Genomic DNA, 17748 nt, shown 5'->3' with positions numbered 1-17748 from the left:
GAGGAGTGCCGCCCAGATGGCCCGTACCTCCAGCGGCCGGCGTCCCTGGCTCGGCAGCCGGCAGCCGGCCGCGCACCTGCGGCACCCGGCGGCCCGGTCCGCCGGCGGTCGCCCCCGGCGGAGCATCGTCGGGCCGCTGGCGATCGTCCTGGTACTCGTCGGCATCTTCGCCACCGGCGCCGGTCTGGGCCAGTCGGCGGGCGGACCGTGGCGCTGGCTGGGCGGCGGCAGCAAGGAGCCGCCCCGGGAGTTCCCGGTGCTCGCGCCGAGCCGGCCGACGAAGCTGACCGTCCCGTCGATCGGGGTACGCGCCCCGGTGCACCGGGTCGGGCTGGCCGACGACGGGTCGATCGCCGTACCCGCGCTGGAGAAGCACGACGAGGTCGGCTGGTACGACCGGGGCCCGACCCCCGGCCAGTTCGGGCCGGCGATCATCGTCGGGCACGCGGACACCCGGGACGGGCCCTCGGTCTTCCACGATCTGGTGAAGCTCCGGCCGGGAGCCCGGATCGAGGTGACCCGGCAGGACCGGTCGGTGGCAATCTTCGAGGTCAACTCCGTCGAGCACTTCGACAAGGACAGGCTCCCGGCCGAGCGGGTGTACGGCGACTTCCGGCGCCCCTGGCTCCGCCTGATCACCTGCGGCGGCCGCTGGGTCGGCGGCGGTACCGGCTACTCCGACAACGTGATCGCCTTCGCCTCCCTGGTCGACTCCCGCAAGCCGTGACCGAACCGCCGGTCCGCCAGCTGAAGCGTCAGCGGCGTTGGGGTAGCCAGCGGCAGGAGCGCTCGATCACCCGGCAACTCGATCACCCGGCAACTCGTCTTCGTCCACGTCGTGCCGCGATCGTCGCCGAGGCCGCGGCATGCTGACCCCGCACCCGGCAGCGCCCCGGACCGATCGGCCGGAGGCGCCCCGGACGGCTACGGGCTGCTCGGGCCGCTCGCCTGCACCACCTCGAACTCCAGCAGTGTGGCACCGGTCGCGGCCGGCTTCGGTCGCTCGCCGTTCCCGTCGGCGGGGCCCCGCGCGTGCGCCTCCCGGGCCGGCCCGGCGGCCCACGCCTGGTACGCCTCCTCGCTCTCCCACTTCGTGTACACGAAGTACCGGTCCTCGCCGGCCACCGGGCGGAGCAGTTCGAAGCCGAGGAAGCCGGGGGAGTTCTCGACCGCGCCTCGTCGGGCGGCGAACCGGCGCTCCAACTCCGCACCGGCACCCGCCGGGACCTCGATAGCGTTGATCTTCACTACTGCCATGACGTCAGCCTAGGCCGTCGATCGGGCCGGCACGGCAGTCGTCAGAGCAGGCGGGGTGGGTCGTAGCGCCAGACGCGGAGCTGTGCCCCGGGCACCCGACAGGCCATGAACCGCTGGGCGGCCACGCACTCCTCCGTGGGGTACGGCAGCAGGCCGAGCCGGCGGACCGACGGCCCGGCCGAATCGATCATGCCGTACCAGGTCTGTTCGCTGGCGACATTCGGTTGGAATACCAGCGGCGGTTGGTCCGTGCGGAGCGGAATCTCGTCGGGCCAGGCGGAGTTGTCGGTCAACCGCCAGCCGCCGAGATCGGCCACGGTCCGGCCGGTCCGGGTCTCGAAGACCCGGCGAAGTGCGGTCCGTTGGTCCATCTCGACCAGCCACGGGCCGAGGGAGAGCAGCCGCAGCGGCCCCGGCAGCTCCCATCGGGTTTCGCCGGTGGCCGGGTCGAGCGCGCTCGTCCCGGTGTCCCGGGCCTGGCACAGCAGCGGTCCGCAGCGCTCGACGAAGTCGCGCGTGCCCGTGAGCTCGCGGCTCCACCGCCGCTGCCGCAGATCCGCGGAGTACGTCGTCACGACCTGCCCGGATCCGGACTGCGCCACAGCCACGACGGTCTCGCCGATCCGTTGCGCACGCGCGAGTTCGCCGCCCGGCCAGTCGAGCCGGTGGTTGGCCCTGCCGGAGAGCAGGTCCCGCACCTCGACGGCGCCGTCCGGCGACGAGGTCAGCAACACGGGCGGCTGCCCCTCGGACGTCTCGACCAGGCGGACGCTGTCGAGCCGGGGCAGCGCCCAGCGCAGCCGACCGGTGTCGAGGTCGAGCCCCCGGACGACGAGTTCGATCGGCGGCTCGCCGTAGGCGTGACCGTCCGACCCGTGGTAGACCTCGCCCGCGCCTTCGACCTGGCCGGGCCGGAGCCGTGACGCCGGCCGGAAGACGTTGTCCAGGACCAGCGCGATCGGCCCGTCGGGCAGCAGCAGCGAGCGGTACGGCACCGACCAACGCCGCTGCCCGGTCCGCAGGTCCAGCGCCGTGGTGTGTGGCGGCGCCCCCTCGGCCGCCTTCTCGTAGACCAGCAGCAGACCGCCGCCGATCCTCGGCCCGAGGTGGTTGTCGTCGAGGGTGAGGTCGATGGACCAGAGCTGGCGCCGCCGCGTGAGGTCGTGGCATTCGATCCGGCGCTTCGCCTGGTCGGTGGGGTCGATCACCGAGGTGGTGAGGAGCAGGCCGTCGGCCAGCGTGTAGGTGTCGGCCGGGCCGAGCGGCGCGGCGTGCACCTCGCGCAGCGGTGGTCCCGGGGACCTGGCGGCGCCGCCGACGCTGAGGGCGAGGATTCCGGCAAGGACCGCCCCCGTGACCCGCCAGCGGCCTAGGCGCAGTTCACGGGGCGCCCTGGCGGGTGCGGCCGGCGGCTCGTAGCGCTCGGTGCCGAGGTCGATCACCACGTCCCGATGTCTTCCATCCGCTCCCCGCTTCTGGCCCACGCTCTGCCGGGAAAATTATTCGGCATCCCGGGCGGCCGGTTCGACGTCGGCGTCCACCACGATCGGGGCGTGGTCGGACGGGCCCTTGCCCTTGCGGGCCTCCCGGTCCACATAGGCAGAGGTGACGCGGCCGGCGAACGACTCCGTCGCGTACACCAGGTCGATCCGCATGCCCTTGTTCTGGTGGAACATCCCGGCCCGGTAGTCCCAGTAGGTGAACGGGTGCGGGCCCTTCATCGGCGTCGGCACGACGTCGACCAGGCCGAGGGCCCGCAGGTCGGCCAGGGCCTGCCGCTCGGCTCGGGTGACGTGCGTCGAGTCGACGAAGAGCGCCGGGTCCCAGACGTCGGCGTCGGTCGGCGCCACGTTGTAGTCGCCGCAGACCGCCAGCGACAGCCCGTTACGCAGCTCGGCGGCGAGCGCGTCGCGCAGCACCGCGAACCAGGCGAGCTTGTACTCGTAGTGCGGCGAGTCCGGGGTACGCCCGTTCGGCACGTAGATCGACCAGACCCGCAGCCCGGCGCAGGTCGCGGAGATGGCCCGCGCCTCCGGCTCGGGGAACCCGGGCTCGTCGGCGAACCCGACCGCGACGTCGGCCAGGCCGACCCGGGACAGGATCGCCACCCCGTTCCACCGCCCGTCGCTGTGGCTGGCCACCTCGTAGCCGAGTTCGCCGACCTCGTCGGCCGGGAACGCGCCGTCCGGGCACTTCGTCTCCTGGAGGCAGACCACGTCCGGCTTCGTGCCGGCGAGCCAGTCGAGCAGCCGGGGGAGCCGGGCCTTCACCGAGTTGACGTTCCAGGTCGCCAGTCGCATCTGCCCAGCCTGCCCGATCGGCACCCGGAACGCAGGTAGCCGAGCCACGCGTCCCGGGGCCCGATCGGGGCGACGTGTGCCGCCGTCAGGTGCCGGGGTTCTCGCCCGGGCGGCCCTGCTCGGCGAGGAAGCGCTCCAGCTCGGCACCGAGTTCGTCGGCGGTGGGCAGCGGCCCGTTCTCGGTGGCGAGCAGGTTCGGCCCGCCCCGTCCCCGGGTGAAGGCGTCGTACTGCTCCTCCAACGCGTGCACCAGCGAGGTCGCCTCGTCGGTCTGCGCCACCTGCCGGTCGATGTCCTCGCGGACGGCCTCGGCGGCGGTCCGCAGCGACTCGGTCGGCAGCAGCAGCCCGGTGGCCCGGGAGACCGAGGTCAGCAACAGCTCCGCCGCGCCCGGGTACTCGGTCTGGGCCACGTAGTGCGGCACGTGCACCGCGAAGCCGACCGCGTCCCGGCCCTGCTCGCCGAGGCGGAACTCCAGCAGGTTGCCGGCGCTGCCCGGGACCTGGATGCGTTGCAGCCACGACTCGTAGCCGGTGATCAGCTCCGGGCGGGTGGCGTGCGCGGTCACCCCGGTCGGGCGGGTGTGCGGCACCGCCATCGGGATGGCGTTCAACCCGATGGTCAGGCGTACGCCGAGGCGCTGGATCAGGCTGGTCAGGGCGGCGATGAAGCGTTCCCACTGGAAGTCCGGTTCGGGGCCGGCGAGCAGCAGGAACGGGGTGTCGTCGTCGTCGCGCAGCAGGTGCAGTTCGAGCTTCGGCTGCTCGTAGTGCTCCCAGTGGTCCTCGACGAAGATCATCGTGGGGCGTCGGGAGCGGTAGTCGAGCAGTTGGTCGACGTCGAAGGTGGCGATCGTCCGGGACTCCAGGGCCGACACCAGGTGTTCCCTGGCCAGCCGGGTCGCGTTCCCGGCGTCGACGAAGCCGGAGAGCGCCTGGATCAGCACCGGCTGACCCAGCTCGGGCAGATCGTCGGTTAGCTCGTAGAGCTCGTTCGGGTCGAGCACCGGTCAGGACCTCCTCGGAGTACGCCGGGACGCGCCGTCTGCGACGGCGTCCCCGATGTAGCAAACGCTGCCGCTATCTTGGTCCATTCCGCCGAGCCAGTCGGCGACCCCTGCCAGCATCGTGGCCCGGACCTCCCGGGGTGCCGCGGACGCCTCGATCGAGGTGCGGGCCAGGGTGGCCAGTTCGGCGTCGGTGCAGCCGAGTACCTCCCGGGCCAGCACGTACTGGTCCAGCAGGTCCGTGCCGAACAGCAGCGGGTCGTCCGTGCCGAGCGCCACCGGCACACCGGCGTCGAGCAACACCCGTAACGGGGTGGCCGCCAGCCCGGCGGTGACCCCGAACGGCGGGTATGAACTGGGACACACCTCCATCGCCACCGACCGCTCGGCCAACAGGTCGAGGGTGACCGGATCGGTCGCGGCGGTCAGCCCGTGCCCGACCCGGTGCGCGCCGAGCAGCGTGACGCAGTCCCGGACGTGCCAGGCCGGCTCGTAGAAGCCGGTGTGCGGCACGGCCAGCAGCCCGGCCCCGGTCGCCGTGCGCATCGCCGGGACGAAGTCGGCGATCCGGCCCCGCCGCTCGTCGTTGGAGAGGCCGAAGCCGACGACGCCGTGTCCGGCGTACCGGGTGGCGATCCGGGCGATAGTGTCCGCCCGGGCGGGCGGTCCGGCCCAACTGGCCGCCAGCACCACTCCGGTACGTCCGCCGGCCGCCCCGGCGAGGACCGCCTCCACCACCGGCTCCAGCCCGCCCAGCCGGTCGGCGTACGCGGTCGGGTCGACCTGGATCTCGATCCAGCCGGCGCCGTCGGCGACGTTGTCGGCGGTCGCCTCGGCCACCACCCGGCTCAGGTCCTCGGCGGTACGCAGCGCCGCCCGGGCCAGGTCGTAGCGGCCCTGGAACGCGGCCCAGCCGGAGAGGGTTCCGGGTGGGAGCGGCTCGGGCAGCGGCAGCCCGTACCGGTCCGCCAGTTCTGCCAGCGTCGCCGGGCGCATCGAGCCGGTGAGGTGCAGGTGCAGGTTGGTCTTCGGTAGCCGACGGAGGTCGTGGTGCGGTAACGGGTCCTGCTGACTGGGTCGATTCTGCTGCGGTAGTGGGTCGGTGGCCGATGCCATGGTCCACGGTCTCACGACGGCGGCCGGTCCGGGGAAGGGGCGGGGGTCCGGGTGGCTGTGGTCGGCTCGACCGAACGGGGGAAGTCGTTGATGTTGCGGGCGGCCCGGCCGATTCGGAGTTAGCTACCCGGCTGACGAAATAAACGTACTTCTTCGTAAATGCCTTGTTTGTCGGGACTGGTCGATCCCCGCCGGGCCTGCGGTCCGGTGCCCGGTTGGCCGATCCGGGGATGTGGCCGAGACCACCAGGTGACCCGGCGTAATCGGCCATCGACCTGCCTAGCCTCGTCGGATGCCTGACGACGACCGTTCTGAGAGCGGACACCCCGCCGTGCCCAGCACTGTCCGATCGGACGATGTCCCCTCCTCCGACCCGGGATCCGGGGCCCTGCCCCCGCAGCCGCCCCGGGGCCTCCGGGCCACCGGCGCCGCCACCGGGCTGCGGAGCCTCCTACTCCTGCTGCTGTTGCCCCTGAGCCGTCACCTCCGGCTACTCGGCCCGGCCCGGATCGCCGTGGCCGCCGGGGTGCTCTGCTGCCTCGGCGCACTGGCCGTCGTCCAAGCGGTGTCGCCGGCCGACCCGGCCGAGCCCGGCACCGCGAGCAGCGAGGACCAGGTGGCGCTCTCCCGCCCCGACGACGGCACCCGCGCGCAGCCCGGCGCCGACCGCTCGGCGGACCGGTCCAGCCGTTCCGGCAACCACGACCGGTCGGACGCGGCGAAGCCGGCCGGACCGGACCCGGACACGGCGTCGCCACTCGACGACGCGAAGCCGGTGGCCGGGCTGAGCGAGGTCCAGATGGACAACGCCCGGGCCATCGTCCGGACCGGTCGGGACATGGGCATCTCGCGCCGTGGACTGATCATCGGGGTGGCCACCGCCATGCAGGAGAGCACCCTGCTCAACCGGGCCAGCGAGGTGCTGCCGGAATCCAAGCGCTACCGGCACCAGGGCACCGGCTGGGACCACGACTCGGTCGGGCTGTTCCAGCAGCGCACCAGCAGCGGGTGGGGGCCGGTGAACCGGCTGATGGACCCGGCGTACGCGAGCGCGCGGTTCTTCGAGGCGCTGCGCCAGGTACCCGGCTGGGAGCGGATGCGGCTGACCGAGGCGGCCCAGGCGGTGCAGTACTCGGCATATCCCGAGCACTACGCCAAGCACGAGGGGCAGGCCACCCGGGTGGTCGACGCGCTCGTACCGTCCTGGCGCTGACGCCGGCCGACCCCGCCGCCGGTGGCCGCCGGGGTGCCGCATCGAGCACCGGCGACTTGCCCGGGGCAACCACGATGGTGGAGCGGCACGGCTGCCACGATTGGTGGAGCGGCACGGCTGCGGATCGCGCGGCCGGTGTGGCGGCGCGGGGGATCGGGTAAACCTGGAGTACAGGACCACGCGAGGAGGACCGAGATGGCATCACTTGTGCAACGGATCCGTTTGTTCCTGCGATCCCCACAGGGCCAGCGGCTCGTCGAGCGGGGTCGGCGCGAGCTGGCCAAGCCGTCGAACCAGCAGCGGATGCGACAGATCGCGTACCGGCTGCGCGGCCGGCGCTGACCGCCGACCGCCCTGACCCCGTCCCTTCGACCGACTCCTGACCCCGTCCCTTCGACGGACCGCCTGACCCCGTCCCCTTCGAGAGCCGGAGTGCCCGTGACCGAGTCCCAGCCGGCCGGCGGCGGAACCGCCGCGCCGGTTCCGCCGACCGACCGCATGCCGCCGGCCGCCGCGCACCCGGGCCCGGCCCCCCGCCCGCAGCCGGCCCCTGACGGTGTGCCGGAGGGCGGGCCGGACGCCGCCGTCGGGGTCGCCCAGGTCGACCCGGAGGCCGGGCCGGACCCGGCCGGGTCGGTCGACGACCCGGAGCTGACCGTCGCCCCGCCCAGCGGGCTGTGGGAGCGGATGAAGGCAGATCCGCAGTACGCTCCGGAGCATCTCGCCCTGGAGGCGGTCCGGCGGATCGGGCCGCAGGCGCGGGCCTGGGCGGAACGCAACCGTGCCCGCTATCCGCAGATGACGCCGGAGGCGATGGCCGACACGGCGATCCGGAAGTTCGTCAACCACGCCCGGGTCTCCGGCGCGATCTCCGGGGCCGCCGGCCTGCCCGGCGCGGTCCTCGACATGGGAGTACTGGCCTGGACCCAGGCCCGGATGGTGCTCTACGTCGCCGCCGCGTACGGCCACGACCCCGAGCATGCCGACCGGGCCACCGACCTGCTGGTGCTGCAACGGGTACACAAGATCGCCGAGACGGCGCGGCTGGCGCTCGGGGTGGCCGCCGGACGGGAGCGGGTCGACGCGCTGCGACGCGGCTCGCAGACCCCGCTGGCCCAGGTGATGCTGCGGCTCGGCCTGAAGCTGGCGCAGATGGCCGGGGTCCGGGCCGCCAAGCGGCTGGTCGCCAAGGCGGTGCCGGGCGCGGCGGTGGTCTTCGGCAGCTGGGCCAACTCGTCAGCCACCAGGAGCCTGGCGACCCGGGCCCAGGAGCTGTACCGACCCCGGACGGCGATCATGCCGCCGCAGCCCCGCTGACAGTCGCCCGCCCCACCACCGGACCCCCACCTGTCCCGGACGGCGCAGCGAAGCGGCCCGGAATCCGAGCCGGCCTGGCGGACCGGCCCTGATCCCCGGGTCGCCTGGCGGACCGGCCCTGATCCGAGGGCGGTCCGACGGGGTCGGCGCGGCGGTCTCAGTCGGCTCGGCGGGCTTGGCTGGCCAGGCCGGAGGCCCGCCAGGCCACCCTGGCCAACTCGTTCTGCCCGGCCACGTTGGGGTGGAAGTAGTCCAACCGGTTGAGCCGGTCCAGGCCGAACCGCACCCGGTGCGCGGCGCCGCCGTCGTAGCGGCACCGGGACCCGTACGCCTTGCAGGCGGCGGCGAGCTGCTCGTTGTACGCGTCGACCCGGGCCCGGAACGTCGACCGGCGGGTGCGGTCGGCCGGCTCCGTCGAGGTGGGGTTGGCCAGCAGGGCGGGACAGGTCCGGCCCCGCCAGGCGCGTACCGCCCGGGTGTCCTCGTGTCCCACCTCCCAGACCCGGTAGAGGTTCGGGATGCTCACCACCAGGACCCTGGCTCTGGGCAGCCCCTTCTTCAGGGTGGCCAGCCCACGGTCGACGTCGGCGCGGAACGCCGTTACCCCGGTCATGTCCTCGATCCCGCCCCGGCAGGCGTCGTTCGCTCCGATGAGTACGGTCACGTACTCCGCCCTGGCGCGTACCGCCGCGGCGGCCTGGCTGGCCAGTCCCGAGGCGCGGGCACCGTTCACCGCCTCGTTGTGTGTCCTGCCGCGGATCGCCGGGTTCACCTCGCGGAGCTGCCGGTAGATGCTCTCCACCCGGCTGCTCTCCCCGGTCGACCACGAGTTGCGCTGGCAGGCGGCGAGGATCAGACACGAGCCGAAGCCGGCGGTGATGGAGTCGCCGAGCGCCGCGATCGAGTCGGGCAGTCCGGGGCGGGGTGGCGGAGGCGGAGGGTCGGGCTGACCGCCACCGCCGCCGTCGGACCCCTCGCAGGCCAGCGCGAAGGCCGCCAGCACGGCGGTGACGGCGGCGGTCCATCGTCTGGGCATGCTTCTCCCGGTACCGAGCGGACAGCAATCGCCCCGTAACTCTACGCGGCCTGGCTGTCGCCCCGGAACCCTCGACGCCGCCACCGGCCCGGCGGATCACCGACACCCGGCCGGAGCCGCCCTGCGGGCGTCGGGCGCCGGATCGGATCCAGACCGGTAGGGGCCGGTGAGGCCAGGGCCGGCGGCTGGGCGACCGGGGTGAGGGTCAGCCGGCCCGCTGCGGCTGCCCGTCGACGACGGCGACGAAGCTCTCCGGCCGGATCGTGACGATGACCCGCTCCGGTGCGTCCCTGATCTCGTAGACGTTGTCGTAGCGCTGCTGGAGGGACTTGTAGAACGAGGCGACCTCGTCGTCGTCCTCGACCTTCTCCACCACGCCGCGCACCTCCAGGAACCGGTACGGGTCGTCGGGGTCGGCGATCGAGAGGGCGACCCGGGGATCCCGCCGGAGGTTGCGGAACTTCTGCCGGCTCCTGGTGTGGGTCATCCGGATCCGGCCGCCGTCCCAGGCGAACCACATCACGTTGCTCTGTGGCCCGCCGTCCGGACGGGTGGTCGCCAGGTGTGCGAAAAGCGGGCGGATCAGCAGGTCCTCGTGGCTGGCTGGGGGAGTACCACCGGTAGTCATGCCGTTCCTTATACCCAGCCTGGGGCGAAAACCCCGGCACCTGACCGGGACGGCGCGGGCGGCGTCGCGGACCCGGGCGCCGGACCCCGTCGCGGATCTGGGCCCCGGCCGGCGGGCGGGGTGGGCCGGTCAGGTTAGTCCGGGCCGATACCGGGTAGTTCGGCGAATATGGCCGCGAGATCACAGCCCAGAGGGGCGAAAGGGACGGTTGGTCACGCGTACAGCGCGCTCAACCTGCGCCTGGCGCTGGCCGCGTTCGGTCTGGTGATCTGTGTGGCGCTCGGCGTGCTGGCGCTCCGGGCCGACCTGCTGGTGCTCGCGGTGGTCCTGGGCATCCTCGCCGTGGTCGCCGTGGTCGACCTGGTGGTGGTGCAGCGCCGCCGGATCGCGCGGCGCCGGGAGGAACCGCCGGGTACGAAGCACTCGCTCTTCGAGTGACCACGGAGCCGGTCCCGGTACGCCGTACCTGATCCGCCGACGTCACCAGGGAGTACGACATGTCGATCGCCACCGTCGACCCGACCAACGGACAGCTGCTCAAGAGCTTCGACGAGATGACCGACGAGCAGTTGGAGGAGGCCCTCGCCCGGGCGGCGGCCGGCTTCGACGAGTTGCGCGGCACCACCTTCGCCGACCGGGCCCGGTGGATGTCGGCGGTGGCGGACCTGCTGGAGGTCGAAACCGACGCGGTGGCCCGGACGATGACGACGGAGATGGCCAAGACGTACGCCTCGGCAAAGGCCGAGGTGGCCAAGTGCGCGGCGGCCTGCCGGTACTACGCGGCACACGCCGAACGGTTCCTCGCCGACGAACCCGCCGACGCCGGCTCGATCGGCGCCACCTCGGCGTACGGCCGGTACTTCCCGATGGGGCCGGTACTGGCGGTGATGCCGTGGAACTTCCCGCTCTGGCAGGTGATGCGCTTCGCCGCGCCCGCCCTGATGGCCGGCAACACGGGACTGCTCAAGCACGCCTCGAACGTGCCACAGACGGCGCTCTACCTGGACGAGCTGTTCCGCCGGGCCGGCTTCCCGGCCGGCGCGTTCCAGGCCCTGATGATCGGCTCGGAGCGGATCGAGCGGGTACTCGCCGATCCCCGGGTCCGGGCCGCGACACTCACCGGCAGCGAGGGCGCGGGCCGCTCGGTCGCCTCGATCGCCGGCCGGTACGTCAAGAAGACAGTGCTCGAACTCGGCGGCAGCGACCCGTTCGTGGTGATGCCCTCGGCCGACCTGGCCCGGGCCGCCGAGGTGGCCACGGTGGCCCGCTGCCAGAACAACGGCCAGTCCTGCATCGCGGCGAAGCGGTTCATCGTGCACACCGACGTCTACGACGAGTTCGCGGAGGCGTTCGTGGCCCGGATGTCGGCGCTGCGGGTCGGCGACCCGATGGACGACGGCACAGACGTCGGGCCGCTCGCCACCGAACGGGGCCGGGACGAGGTCGCCGACCAGGTCCGGGACGCGGTGGCGAAGAACGCCCGGCTGCTCTGCGGCGGCGAGGTGCCGGACCGGCCCGGCTGGTGGTACCCGCCGACAGTGGTGAGCGAGCTGACCCCGCAGATGCGGATGTACGCCGAGGAGGTCTTCGGCCCGGTCGCGGGCCTCTACCGGGTCGGCTCGTACGAAGAGGCGGTCGAGGTGGCCAACGGCACCGACTACGGGCTCGGCGCCAACGCCTGGACCCGGGACCCGGACGAGCAGCAGCGGTTCGTCACCGACCTGGACGCCGGGATGGTCTTCGTCAACGGCATGACCACGTCCTATCCGGAGCTGCCGTTCGGCGGCGTCGGCAACTCCGGCTACGGCCGGGAGCTGTCGGTGCAGGGGATCCGGGAGTTCTGCAACCTCAAGGCGGTCTGGATCGGCGCGGGGGCGGCGGCCGGCCCCGGCGCCGGGGCGCACAGCGAGTAGGCCGGCGGCTCGCCGGCCTCCGCGAGGTGCCGCACGCCGACGGTGCCCTGCCGCCCCGATCCCCGTGCGCGTCCGGCTCCGGCCGGCGATATTCGTCGCCGTATCGGGTGTGCGGGCCGGGGTCGGCGGGGTACGGGAGACCGCCATGACGGTCTTCGGGCTCCACTCCTCGCACGAGCAGATCCATCCCGCCGAGTTGCTCCGGGCCGTCGTCCGGGCCCAGGAGGCGGGCTTCGACGCGGCCATGTCCTCCGACCACTTCTCGCCGTGGAGCAACCGGCAGGGGCAGTCCGGCTTCGCCTGGTCCTGGCTCGGTGCCGCGCTCCAGGCCACCACGCTGCCGTTCGGCGTCGTCAACGCCCCCGGCCAGCGCTACCACCCGGCGATCATCGCCCAGGCGATCGGCACCCTCGCCGCGATGTACCCGGGCCGGTTCTGGGCCGCGCTCGGCACCGGCGAGGCGAGCAACGAGCACATCACCGGGGACGGCTGGCCGCGCAAGGAGATCCGGACGGCCCGGCTGCGGGAGTGCGTCGACGTGATCCGGGCACTGCTGGCCGGCGAGGAGGTCAGCCACGACGGACTCGTCACCGTGGACCGGGCCCGGCTCTGGACCCGGCCCGAGCAGCCGCCCGCCCTCGTCGGCGCGGCGGTCAGCGAGGCGACCGCCCGGTGGTGCGCCGAGTGGGCCGACGGCCTGATCACCGTGAACGCGCCGGTCGACCGGCTGCGCCGGATGATCGACGCCTACCGGGACGCGGGCGGCCGGGGCAAGCTGCACCTCCAGGTGCATCTGAGCTGGGCGCCCGACCAGGAGGAGGCGGCCCGGATCGCGTACGACCAGTGGCGCAGCAACGTCTTCGCCCCGCCGGTCTGCTGGGACCTGGAACTGCCGGAGCACTTCGACGTGGTCTCCGCGCAGGTGTCGCCGGAGCGGGTCGCCGAGGTGGTCAACGTCTCCGCCGACCTGGGTTGGCACACGGCGCTGCTGCACGAGTACGCCGAACTCGGCTTCGACGAGATCTACCTGCACCACGTGGGGCAGCGGCTGGACGCCTTCGTCGACACCTTCGGGGCGAAGGTGCTACCCGAGCTACGGACGGGCGGCGCGGGCGCCAGCTGAGCCGTGTCCGGTTCAGGTCGCGCCCGGTCCCTCGCCGCGCGGGCGGGGGAGGAGGCGGCGTTCGAGCACCTGGCCCGGCCAGCGCCGGTCGGCCAGCGGCACCGTGAACGGTTCGGTGGCGGTGAAGCCCTGCCTCTCGTAGTAGCGGACCAGGGCGCCGTCGTCACCGGCGTAACAGTCCACCCGCAGCAGGTCGATCCCCGAAGACCGGGCGAGTTCCTCGGCGTACTCGAGCAGTCGTGCGCCGATCCGAAGCCCGGCATGTGCGCGGTCGCTGACCAGCAGGTTGACGTACAACTCGGGTCCGGTCGCGGCCGGGACGTGCGGCACCGCCGTGCCGACGACGATCGCCCCGACCGGCCGGCCGGCGAGTTCGGCCAGGTAGAGGTCGCCGTCGGCGGCCCAGCGCCGTACCTGGGCGATCCGGCGCGGGTTGCCGGAGTGCGGGGCAGTGCCCCACTGGCCGGTACGCCCCAGCTCGGCCAACCAGCGGGTGGCGCCGTCGAGCAGGGCGAGCACCGCGGCGACGTCGTCGGGGCCGCCGGGCCGGACGACGAGCTGATCCATTGGCACGACGTCCATGTTGGCAGAAGATCTATCTACCACTACCACTGCGAACCGATCTCGCCACCGACCAGTCGAGGAGTGGGCGCCAGGACGGTGTCCGGCTCGCCCGGCCGGTGCCCGTCCCCTGGAGGTCACCGATGACGCAGACCGCCGCCGATCGATTTCCGACGAAACACCTGCCCGGCGTCGCCGTCCGGGAACTGCCCCCGCCGCCCCGATCCGCCTGGTCGGTCATCGGACCGGGGGTGATCGCGGCCGGCGTCGGCCTGGCGTCCGGCGAGTTCATCCTCTTTCCCTACATCGCCTCCCAGGTGGGGCTGGTCTTCCTCTGGGCCGCCGCGGTCGGCATCGTCACCCAGTGGTTCCTGAACATGGAGATCGAGCGCTACACCCTGGCCACCGGCGAGACCGCGCTCACCGGCTTCTCGCGGTTCTGGCGGCACTGGGGACTCGTCTTCGCGATCATGGTCTATTTCGCCAACCTCTGGCCGGGCTGGGCGTCCAGTTCGGCCACCATGATGACCTACCTGTTCGGCGGGAGCGCGACCTGGATCGCCGTCGGGCTGCTGCTGCTGATCGGCGCGACGCTCACCCTGGCCCCGGTGGTCTACAAGGCGCTGGAACGGATCGAGTTCGTCAAGGTCGGCCTGGTGCTGGCCTTCATCGTCGTCGCGGTGGCCTTCGCCATCTCGGCCCGCGCCTGGGGCGACCTGCCGACCGCGGTCACCGCCCCGGAGTTCCCCACCGAACTCGGCTTCGCGCTGATGCTCTCCGCGCTCGTCTTCGCCGGTGCCGGCGGCGGGCAGAACCTGGTGCAGTCCAACTGGATCCGGGACAAGGGCTACGGCATGGGCAGGTACGTGCCCCGGCTGGTCAGCCCGGTCACCGGCCGCGAGGAAGCGGCACCGGACAGCCGGGGCTTCGTCTTCGAACCGACCGAGGAGAACCTGGCCCACTGGCGGCGGTGGTGGCGGCTGGCCAACCGGGAACAGCTGGTCACCTTCGTGCTGATCTCGTTCGTCACAATCGTGCTCACCTCGCTGCTGGCGTACTCCACCGTGTACGGCGTGCCGGGGCTGGCCAACAGCGTGGACTTCCTCCGGGTCGAGGGGGAGCGGCTGAAGGAGGTCGTCGGCAGCTGGTTCGGCACCCTGTTCTGGGTGGTCGGTGCGCTGTCGCTCTTCGCCGCCGCGCTGGGCATCGTCGACTACACCAGCCGGCTCGCCGCCGACGTGGTCAAGACGGCGTACCTGCCCCGGCTCTCGGAGAGCCGGATCTACTTCGCGCTGGTCTGGGGGCTGGTCGGGCTCGGCTGCGCCATCCTGCTGGCCGGCTTCGACCAGCCGCTGATCCTGCTGGTCATCTCCGCCTGCGTCGGTGGGCTGATGATGTTCTTCTACTCGATCCTGCTGCTGGTGCTCAACCGGCGGGTACTGCCCGAGCAGATCCGGCCGCGCTCCTACCGGGTGGTCGCGCTGGTCTGGTCGGTACTGCTCTTCGGGGTCTTCTCCGCGCTCACCGTCTGGCAGCAGGGCGACCGGCTGCTCGACTGGCTGCGGTAGGCCGGGCGGCGGCGGAGCGCCGGGCGGGCGGGTCACGGTACACGCCCGCCCAGCTGCTCCTCGGGCGGCGGCGAGGTGTCCAGGCCGAGCCGTCCGGTCTGCTCCGCGAGTTCGTCGAGGAACCGTCCGACCTGCTCCTCGTCCATGGTCCGCAGCTGGTTGCTGACCCACTCGATGCCGACGCCGAACGCCTGCCGCTGGTCGGCGGTCATCGGCCAGAGCAGCAGCGCCCGCTCCGAGGCGCGCGGCTCACCCCGGTAGGCGACCACCGCGTCCGCCGGAAGCGAGTCGAGCAGTTCGGACCCGACTCCCGGATCGGCGGTACGGTCCATCACCAACTCCTCCGGCTCGGACGCCGACCCGGCCGGCTCTGGCCCGGCCGGCTTCTGCCGGCTCATCCCGGCTCACCCGGCCGGTCGGCGCCCGGGTGCTCCACGTCCCGGAGCAGGCCGACGTAGTGCTGGAGTTCGTCGCGGAGCCGGAAGAAGAGATATGCGGCGACCAGCCCGCCGACCAGCCCGACCGCGAATACGCCGAGGTTGACCCGGATCTCCCCGAGTAGCGGCACAGTCGGACGGGCGAGCAGCCACGGTGGTGACGGCTGCACGTAGAGCAGCGCCGCGACGAGTGAGCTGGCACCGGTGGCCACCAGCCCGGCGAAGGTGGTCAGCGAGGAGCGGCGCAGTTTCTCCATCGAGTAGCCGACGAAGGTCGCCGCGACCGGCGAGATGGCGAGCAGGAACGCGAGCACGTCGCCGGAGATCCGGTCGCCGTCGTTGTCGGGTACCAGCAGGGCGAGGAAGGTGATCACCGCTGCGGAGAGCGCGGCCAGCCACGAGGTGAGGCCGAGCGCCCCCGGTGGGACCTCGTCGAAGACCACCTCCATCACCAGGTCCGCCGGGTCGCGGCAGGTGTCGAAGCGTCGGGCGTAGAGATGGGCGTACGGGAGCGCCTGGCGACGCCGTACCCGAAGGTAGGCGTGTCTGCTCATGGCCCGGATGGCGTTCTGGTCCACGCTGGTCCCCGATCGGGCCGACTGCACCGAGTGCACCTTGACGTAGGTGTTCGTGCCGGCCCGCATCCGGAAGTGGTAGCTGGTGGTGGTGAACGGCAGGTTCAGCGGGATGACGAAGGTGTTCGGTGCCAGGCCGAGCCGGACGCGCCGCCGGCCGTGCGGCGAGGCCGCCCGACCGTACACCGGCATGGTCTTGGTGTAGCGCAGGATCCAGGCGTACCGCTCCGGCGGTGGCACCTCGGCGATCACCACGTAGTTGCGGACCAGGAACGTGCAGACCCCGCGCAGCCGGGTCAGGTCGTCGGCGTCGGCACTGTCCCGGATCGGCGCGACGTTGCGCTCGAAGTACGCGTCGGCGTCGGCCACCGAGACCCGACCGGCCTGGAAGACCAGCCGGAGCAGGGCGAAGAGCACGGCGTCCCGCCGCCGCTCGTCCGCCTCGTGCACCGCCTCGCCGAAGGTTTCCCAGAAGAGTTGCCGCAGCACGTGCGCCACCACACCCCGGGCGTCCTCCTGGGACAGGAACGGCACCGGGTCCCCGGCCCCGTCGAGGGTCTCGATGTTGTCCAGCATGGCGCCCTTGGTGCTCAGGATCATCGGTACCAGCATCACCCGGGGCTGGTCGGCGCCCGGACCGGTGGTTCCGCTCCGGTTCCCGGCGCCGTCGTCGTCGGGCGGACCCGGCGGACCCGCGCCGTCCTCCGGGTCGGTCCGCCGGTCGTGCCGTCGCGACTGCCTGGTGAGCAGGGCGGAGGCTCGACCCGACAGGCTGGTACCGCGGACGTCGCCGTTGGTCTCCGACGCGGTCGCGCCGGTACGCGGCAGCGGAGCGGGACGTTCCGGGCCGGTCGCCGGCGGTTTTCCGGGCAGCGCCTCCTCGCGCAGCCCGACCAGGTCCTCCGGCCCGGCGCTGAACATGGTGGAGACCGTCACCTTGAGGCACTCCTCCACCTGCTGGACCTCGTCGGTGATCCGGACCTGGTACCTCGCCGGGTCGAGCAGTATCTGGCCGAACAGCCGGATCGCCGGTGCCGGATAGGTGCGGCTCACCCGGATCATCGACCGGAGGATCTCCCGGTCGGCGTCGTGCTGGCCGAGTGTGACCGGGGGCGGCGGGCCGGGGATGCGTTCCAGGCGCTGCCGTCGCCGCCAGTGTCGCCGGGCCGTCTCCCGGGCCCGCACCACCAGGTCGGCCGCGGCCAGCAGGCCGATCAGCCGGAGCGCGCCCTCGGCCGGCCAGGCCGGGATGTCGAGCCAGCCCACCGCCCGGAGCAGGACGTCGACCGGCCCGTCCACGATCGACGCCACCGCGACGGCCGCGGCCGCAGCGAGCTGGCCCAGACAGGCGGCGATCGAGCGGAACGTCTCTGCTCTGCCCACGAGCCCTCCTGGGTCGGATCTTCGCCCGTCGAGCTCCGCATCCGGTATGGCACGCCCTCGCCGGCATGACCCGTTCGGCAGCGGACCCGCTGATCGCGAAGCAAAGACGATTCCTCTTCGTGATTACAGCCTTGCGGAAAGTTAAGATCCGTCACCTCCTCCGGACGGGCGCGACCGAGTCGAGATCGCGGGCCCGAACCGGTCGGGCGAGTCGCCGGGCCGTCCCGGGCGGACTCGCTGGACGTACGGGGTGCCCCGGCCCGAAGCGCCGACCACCGTTCGACCCACAGACGCCGGTGAGCCCGGACCGACAGG

General features: G+C 72.8%; 18 protein-coding genes. 8 read left to right on the top strand and 10 right to left on the bottom strand.

What is annotated here, in order from left to right:
• Positions 1–16 precede the first annotated feature (16 nt).
• Positions 17–727: a class F sortase gene (locus tag ACN28A_RS37910; RefSeq protein ID WP_421403823.1), complete on the top strand. Its 711-nt coding sequence runs from the start codon at positions 17–19 to the stop codon at positions 725–727.
• Positions 728–924: 197 nt separating this feature from the next.
• On the opposite strand, the gene ACN28A_RS37905 is transcribed toward ACN28A_RS37910, so the two are convergent.
• The 5 genes from ACN28A_RS37905 to add form a co-directional block, all read right to left on the bottom strand.
• Complete coding sequence (locus ACN28A_RS37905; RefSeq protein WP_421403821.1) at positions 925–1257, bottom strand: antibiotic biosynthesis monooxygenase family protein; 333 nt, start codon at positions 1255–1257, stop codon at positions 925–927.
• A 41-nt stretch (positions 1258–1298) separates the two neighbouring features.
• Entirely contained in the window at positions 1299–2702 is a 1404-nt protein-coding gene (locus ACN28A_RS37900) for a PQQ-binding-like beta-propeller repeat protein (RefSeq protein WP_421403819.1), read from the bottom strand.
• A gap of 54 nt (positions 2703–2756) precedes the next feature.
• Entirely contained in the window at positions 2757–3557 is an 801-nt protein-coding gene (locus ACN28A_RS37895; RefSeq protein WP_421403817.1) for an exodeoxyribonuclease III, read from the bottom strand.
• Positions 3558–3642: 85 nt separating this feature from the next.
• A complete protein-coding gene (locus tag ACN28A_RS37890; RefSeq protein ID WP_421403815.1) occupies positions 3643–4563 on the bottom strand; it encodes a proteasome assembly chaperone family protein in 921 nt (306 codons plus the stop codon).
• A gap of 3 nt (positions 4564–4566) precedes the next feature.
• Complete coding sequence (add, locus tag ACN28A_RS37885; RefSeq protein WP_421403814.1) at positions 4567–5679, bottom strand: adenosine deaminase; 1113 nt, start codon at positions 5677–5679, stop codon at positions 4567–4569.
• Positions 5680–5971: 292 nt separating this feature from the next.
• Between add and ACN28A_RS37880 the strand changes: the two genes are divergently transcribed.
• The 3 genes from ACN28A_RS37880 (at position 5972) to ACN28A_RS37870 (ending at position 8209) form a co-directional block, all read left to right on the top strand.
• A complete protein-coding gene (locus ACN28A_RS37880) occupies positions 5972–6892 on the top strand; it encodes a peptidase M23 (RefSeq protein ID WP_421403812.1) in 921 nt (306 codons plus the stop codon).
• Between the two features lie 195 nt (positions 6893–7087).
• On the top strand, positions 7088–7234 hold the full coding sequence (locus tag ACN28A_RS37875; RefSeq protein ID WP_421403810.1) for a hypothetical protein: 147 nt from the start codon (positions 7088–7090) through the stop codon (positions 7232–7234).
• A gap of 96 nt (positions 7235–7330) precedes the next feature.
• Positions 7331–8209, top strand: a complete 879-nt coding sequence (locus tag ACN28A_RS37870; protein WP_421403808.1) for an EcsC family protein — start codon at positions 7331–7333, stop codon at positions 8207–8209.
• Between the two features lie 157 nt (positions 8210–8366).
• Here the strand turns inward: ACN28A_RS37870 and ACN28A_RS37865 are convergent, their stop codons facing one another.
• Positions 8367–9245 carry a GDSL-type esterase/lipase family protein gene (locus ACN28A_RS37865; protein ID WP_421403806.1) on the bottom strand — a complete coding sequence of 293 codons (879 nt, stop codon included), beginning with the start codon at positions 9243–9245 and terminating at the stop codon, positions 8367–8369.
• A gap of 205 nt (positions 9246–9450) precedes the next feature.
• The gene (locus ACN28A_RS37860; RefSeq protein ID WP_421403804.1) at positions 9451–9873 is read right to left on the bottom strand and encodes a PPOX class F420-dependent oxidoreductase; all 423 of its coding nucleotides are present in this window, start codon (positions 9871–9873) and stop codon (positions 9451–9453) included.
• A 168-nt stretch (positions 9874–10041) separates the two neighbouring features.
• Here ACN28A_RS37860 and ACN28A_RS37855 point away from each other — a divergent pair, with 168 nt between their 5' ends.
• The 3 genes from ACN28A_RS37855 to ACN28A_RS37845 all read left to right on the top strand — a co-directional run bounded on the left by ACN28A_RS37855 (position 10042) and on the right by ACN28A_RS37845 (position 12909).
• Positions 10042–10311, top strand: a complete 270-nt coding sequence (locus ACN28A_RS37855) for a DUF6343 family protein (protein WP_421403802.1) — start codon at positions 10042–10044, stop codon at positions 10309–10311.
• Between the two features lie 59 nt (positions 10312–10370).
• Entirely contained in the window at positions 10371–11786 is a 1416-nt protein-coding gene (locus ACN28A_RS37850; protein WP_421403800.1) for an NADP-dependent succinic semialdehyde dehydrogenase, read from the top strand.
• A 145-nt stretch (positions 11787–11931) separates the two neighbouring features.
• Positions 11932–12909, top strand: coding sequence for a TIGR03885 family FMN-dependent LLM class oxidoreductase (locus ACN28A_RS37845; protein WP_421403798.1), 978 nt, complete (start codon positions 11932–11934; stop codon positions 12907–12909).
• A gap of 12 nt (positions 12910–12921) precedes the next feature.
• On the opposite strand, the gene ACN28A_RS37840 is transcribed toward ACN28A_RS37845, so the two are convergent.
• A complete protein-coding gene (locus ACN28A_RS37840; RefSeq protein ID WP_421404859.1) occupies positions 12922–13476 on the bottom strand; it encodes a GNAT family N-acetyltransferase in 555 nt (184 codons plus the stop codon).
• Between the two features lie 137 nt (positions 13477–13613).
• Between ACN28A_RS37840 and ACN28A_RS37835 the strand changes: the two genes are divergently transcribed.
• Positions 13614–15038 carry an Nramp family divalent metal transporter gene (locus ACN28A_RS37835; protein ID WP_421403796.1) on the top strand — a complete coding sequence of 475 codons (1425 nt, stop codon included), beginning with the start codon at positions 13614–13616 and terminating at the stop codon, positions 15036–15038.
• A 32-nt stretch (positions 15039–15070) separates the two neighbouring features.
• Here ACN28A_RS37835 and ACN28A_RS37830 read toward each other — a convergent pair whose 3' ends face one another.
• Together ACN28A_RS37830 and ACN28A_RS37825 are read right to left on the bottom strand one after the other, a co-directional pair.
• Positions 15071–15436, bottom strand: a complete 366-nt coding sequence (locus ACN28A_RS37830) for a hypothetical protein (RefSeq protein WP_421403794.1) — start codon at positions 15434–15436, stop codon at positions 15071–15073.
• The gene (locus tag ACN28A_RS37825) at positions 15433–17433 is read right to left on the bottom strand and encodes a hypothetical protein (protein ID WP_421403792.1); all 2001 of its coding nucleotides are present in this window, start codon (positions 17431–17433) and stop codon (positions 15433–15435) included. Before ACN28A_RS37825 ends, ACN28A_RS37830 begins: the two co-directional genes overlap by 4 nt.
• Positions 17434–17748: the final 315 nt, after the last annotated feature.

It is taken from the genome of Plantactinospora sp. WMMB782, assembly GCF_049179135.1.
GTDB lineage: Bacteria > Actinomycetota > Actinomycetes > Mycobacteriales > Micromonosporaceae > Plantactinospora.
The sequence above is the reverse complement of the archived record's forward strand: the minus strand, read 5'-3'. Positions and strand labels throughout refer to the sequence as shown.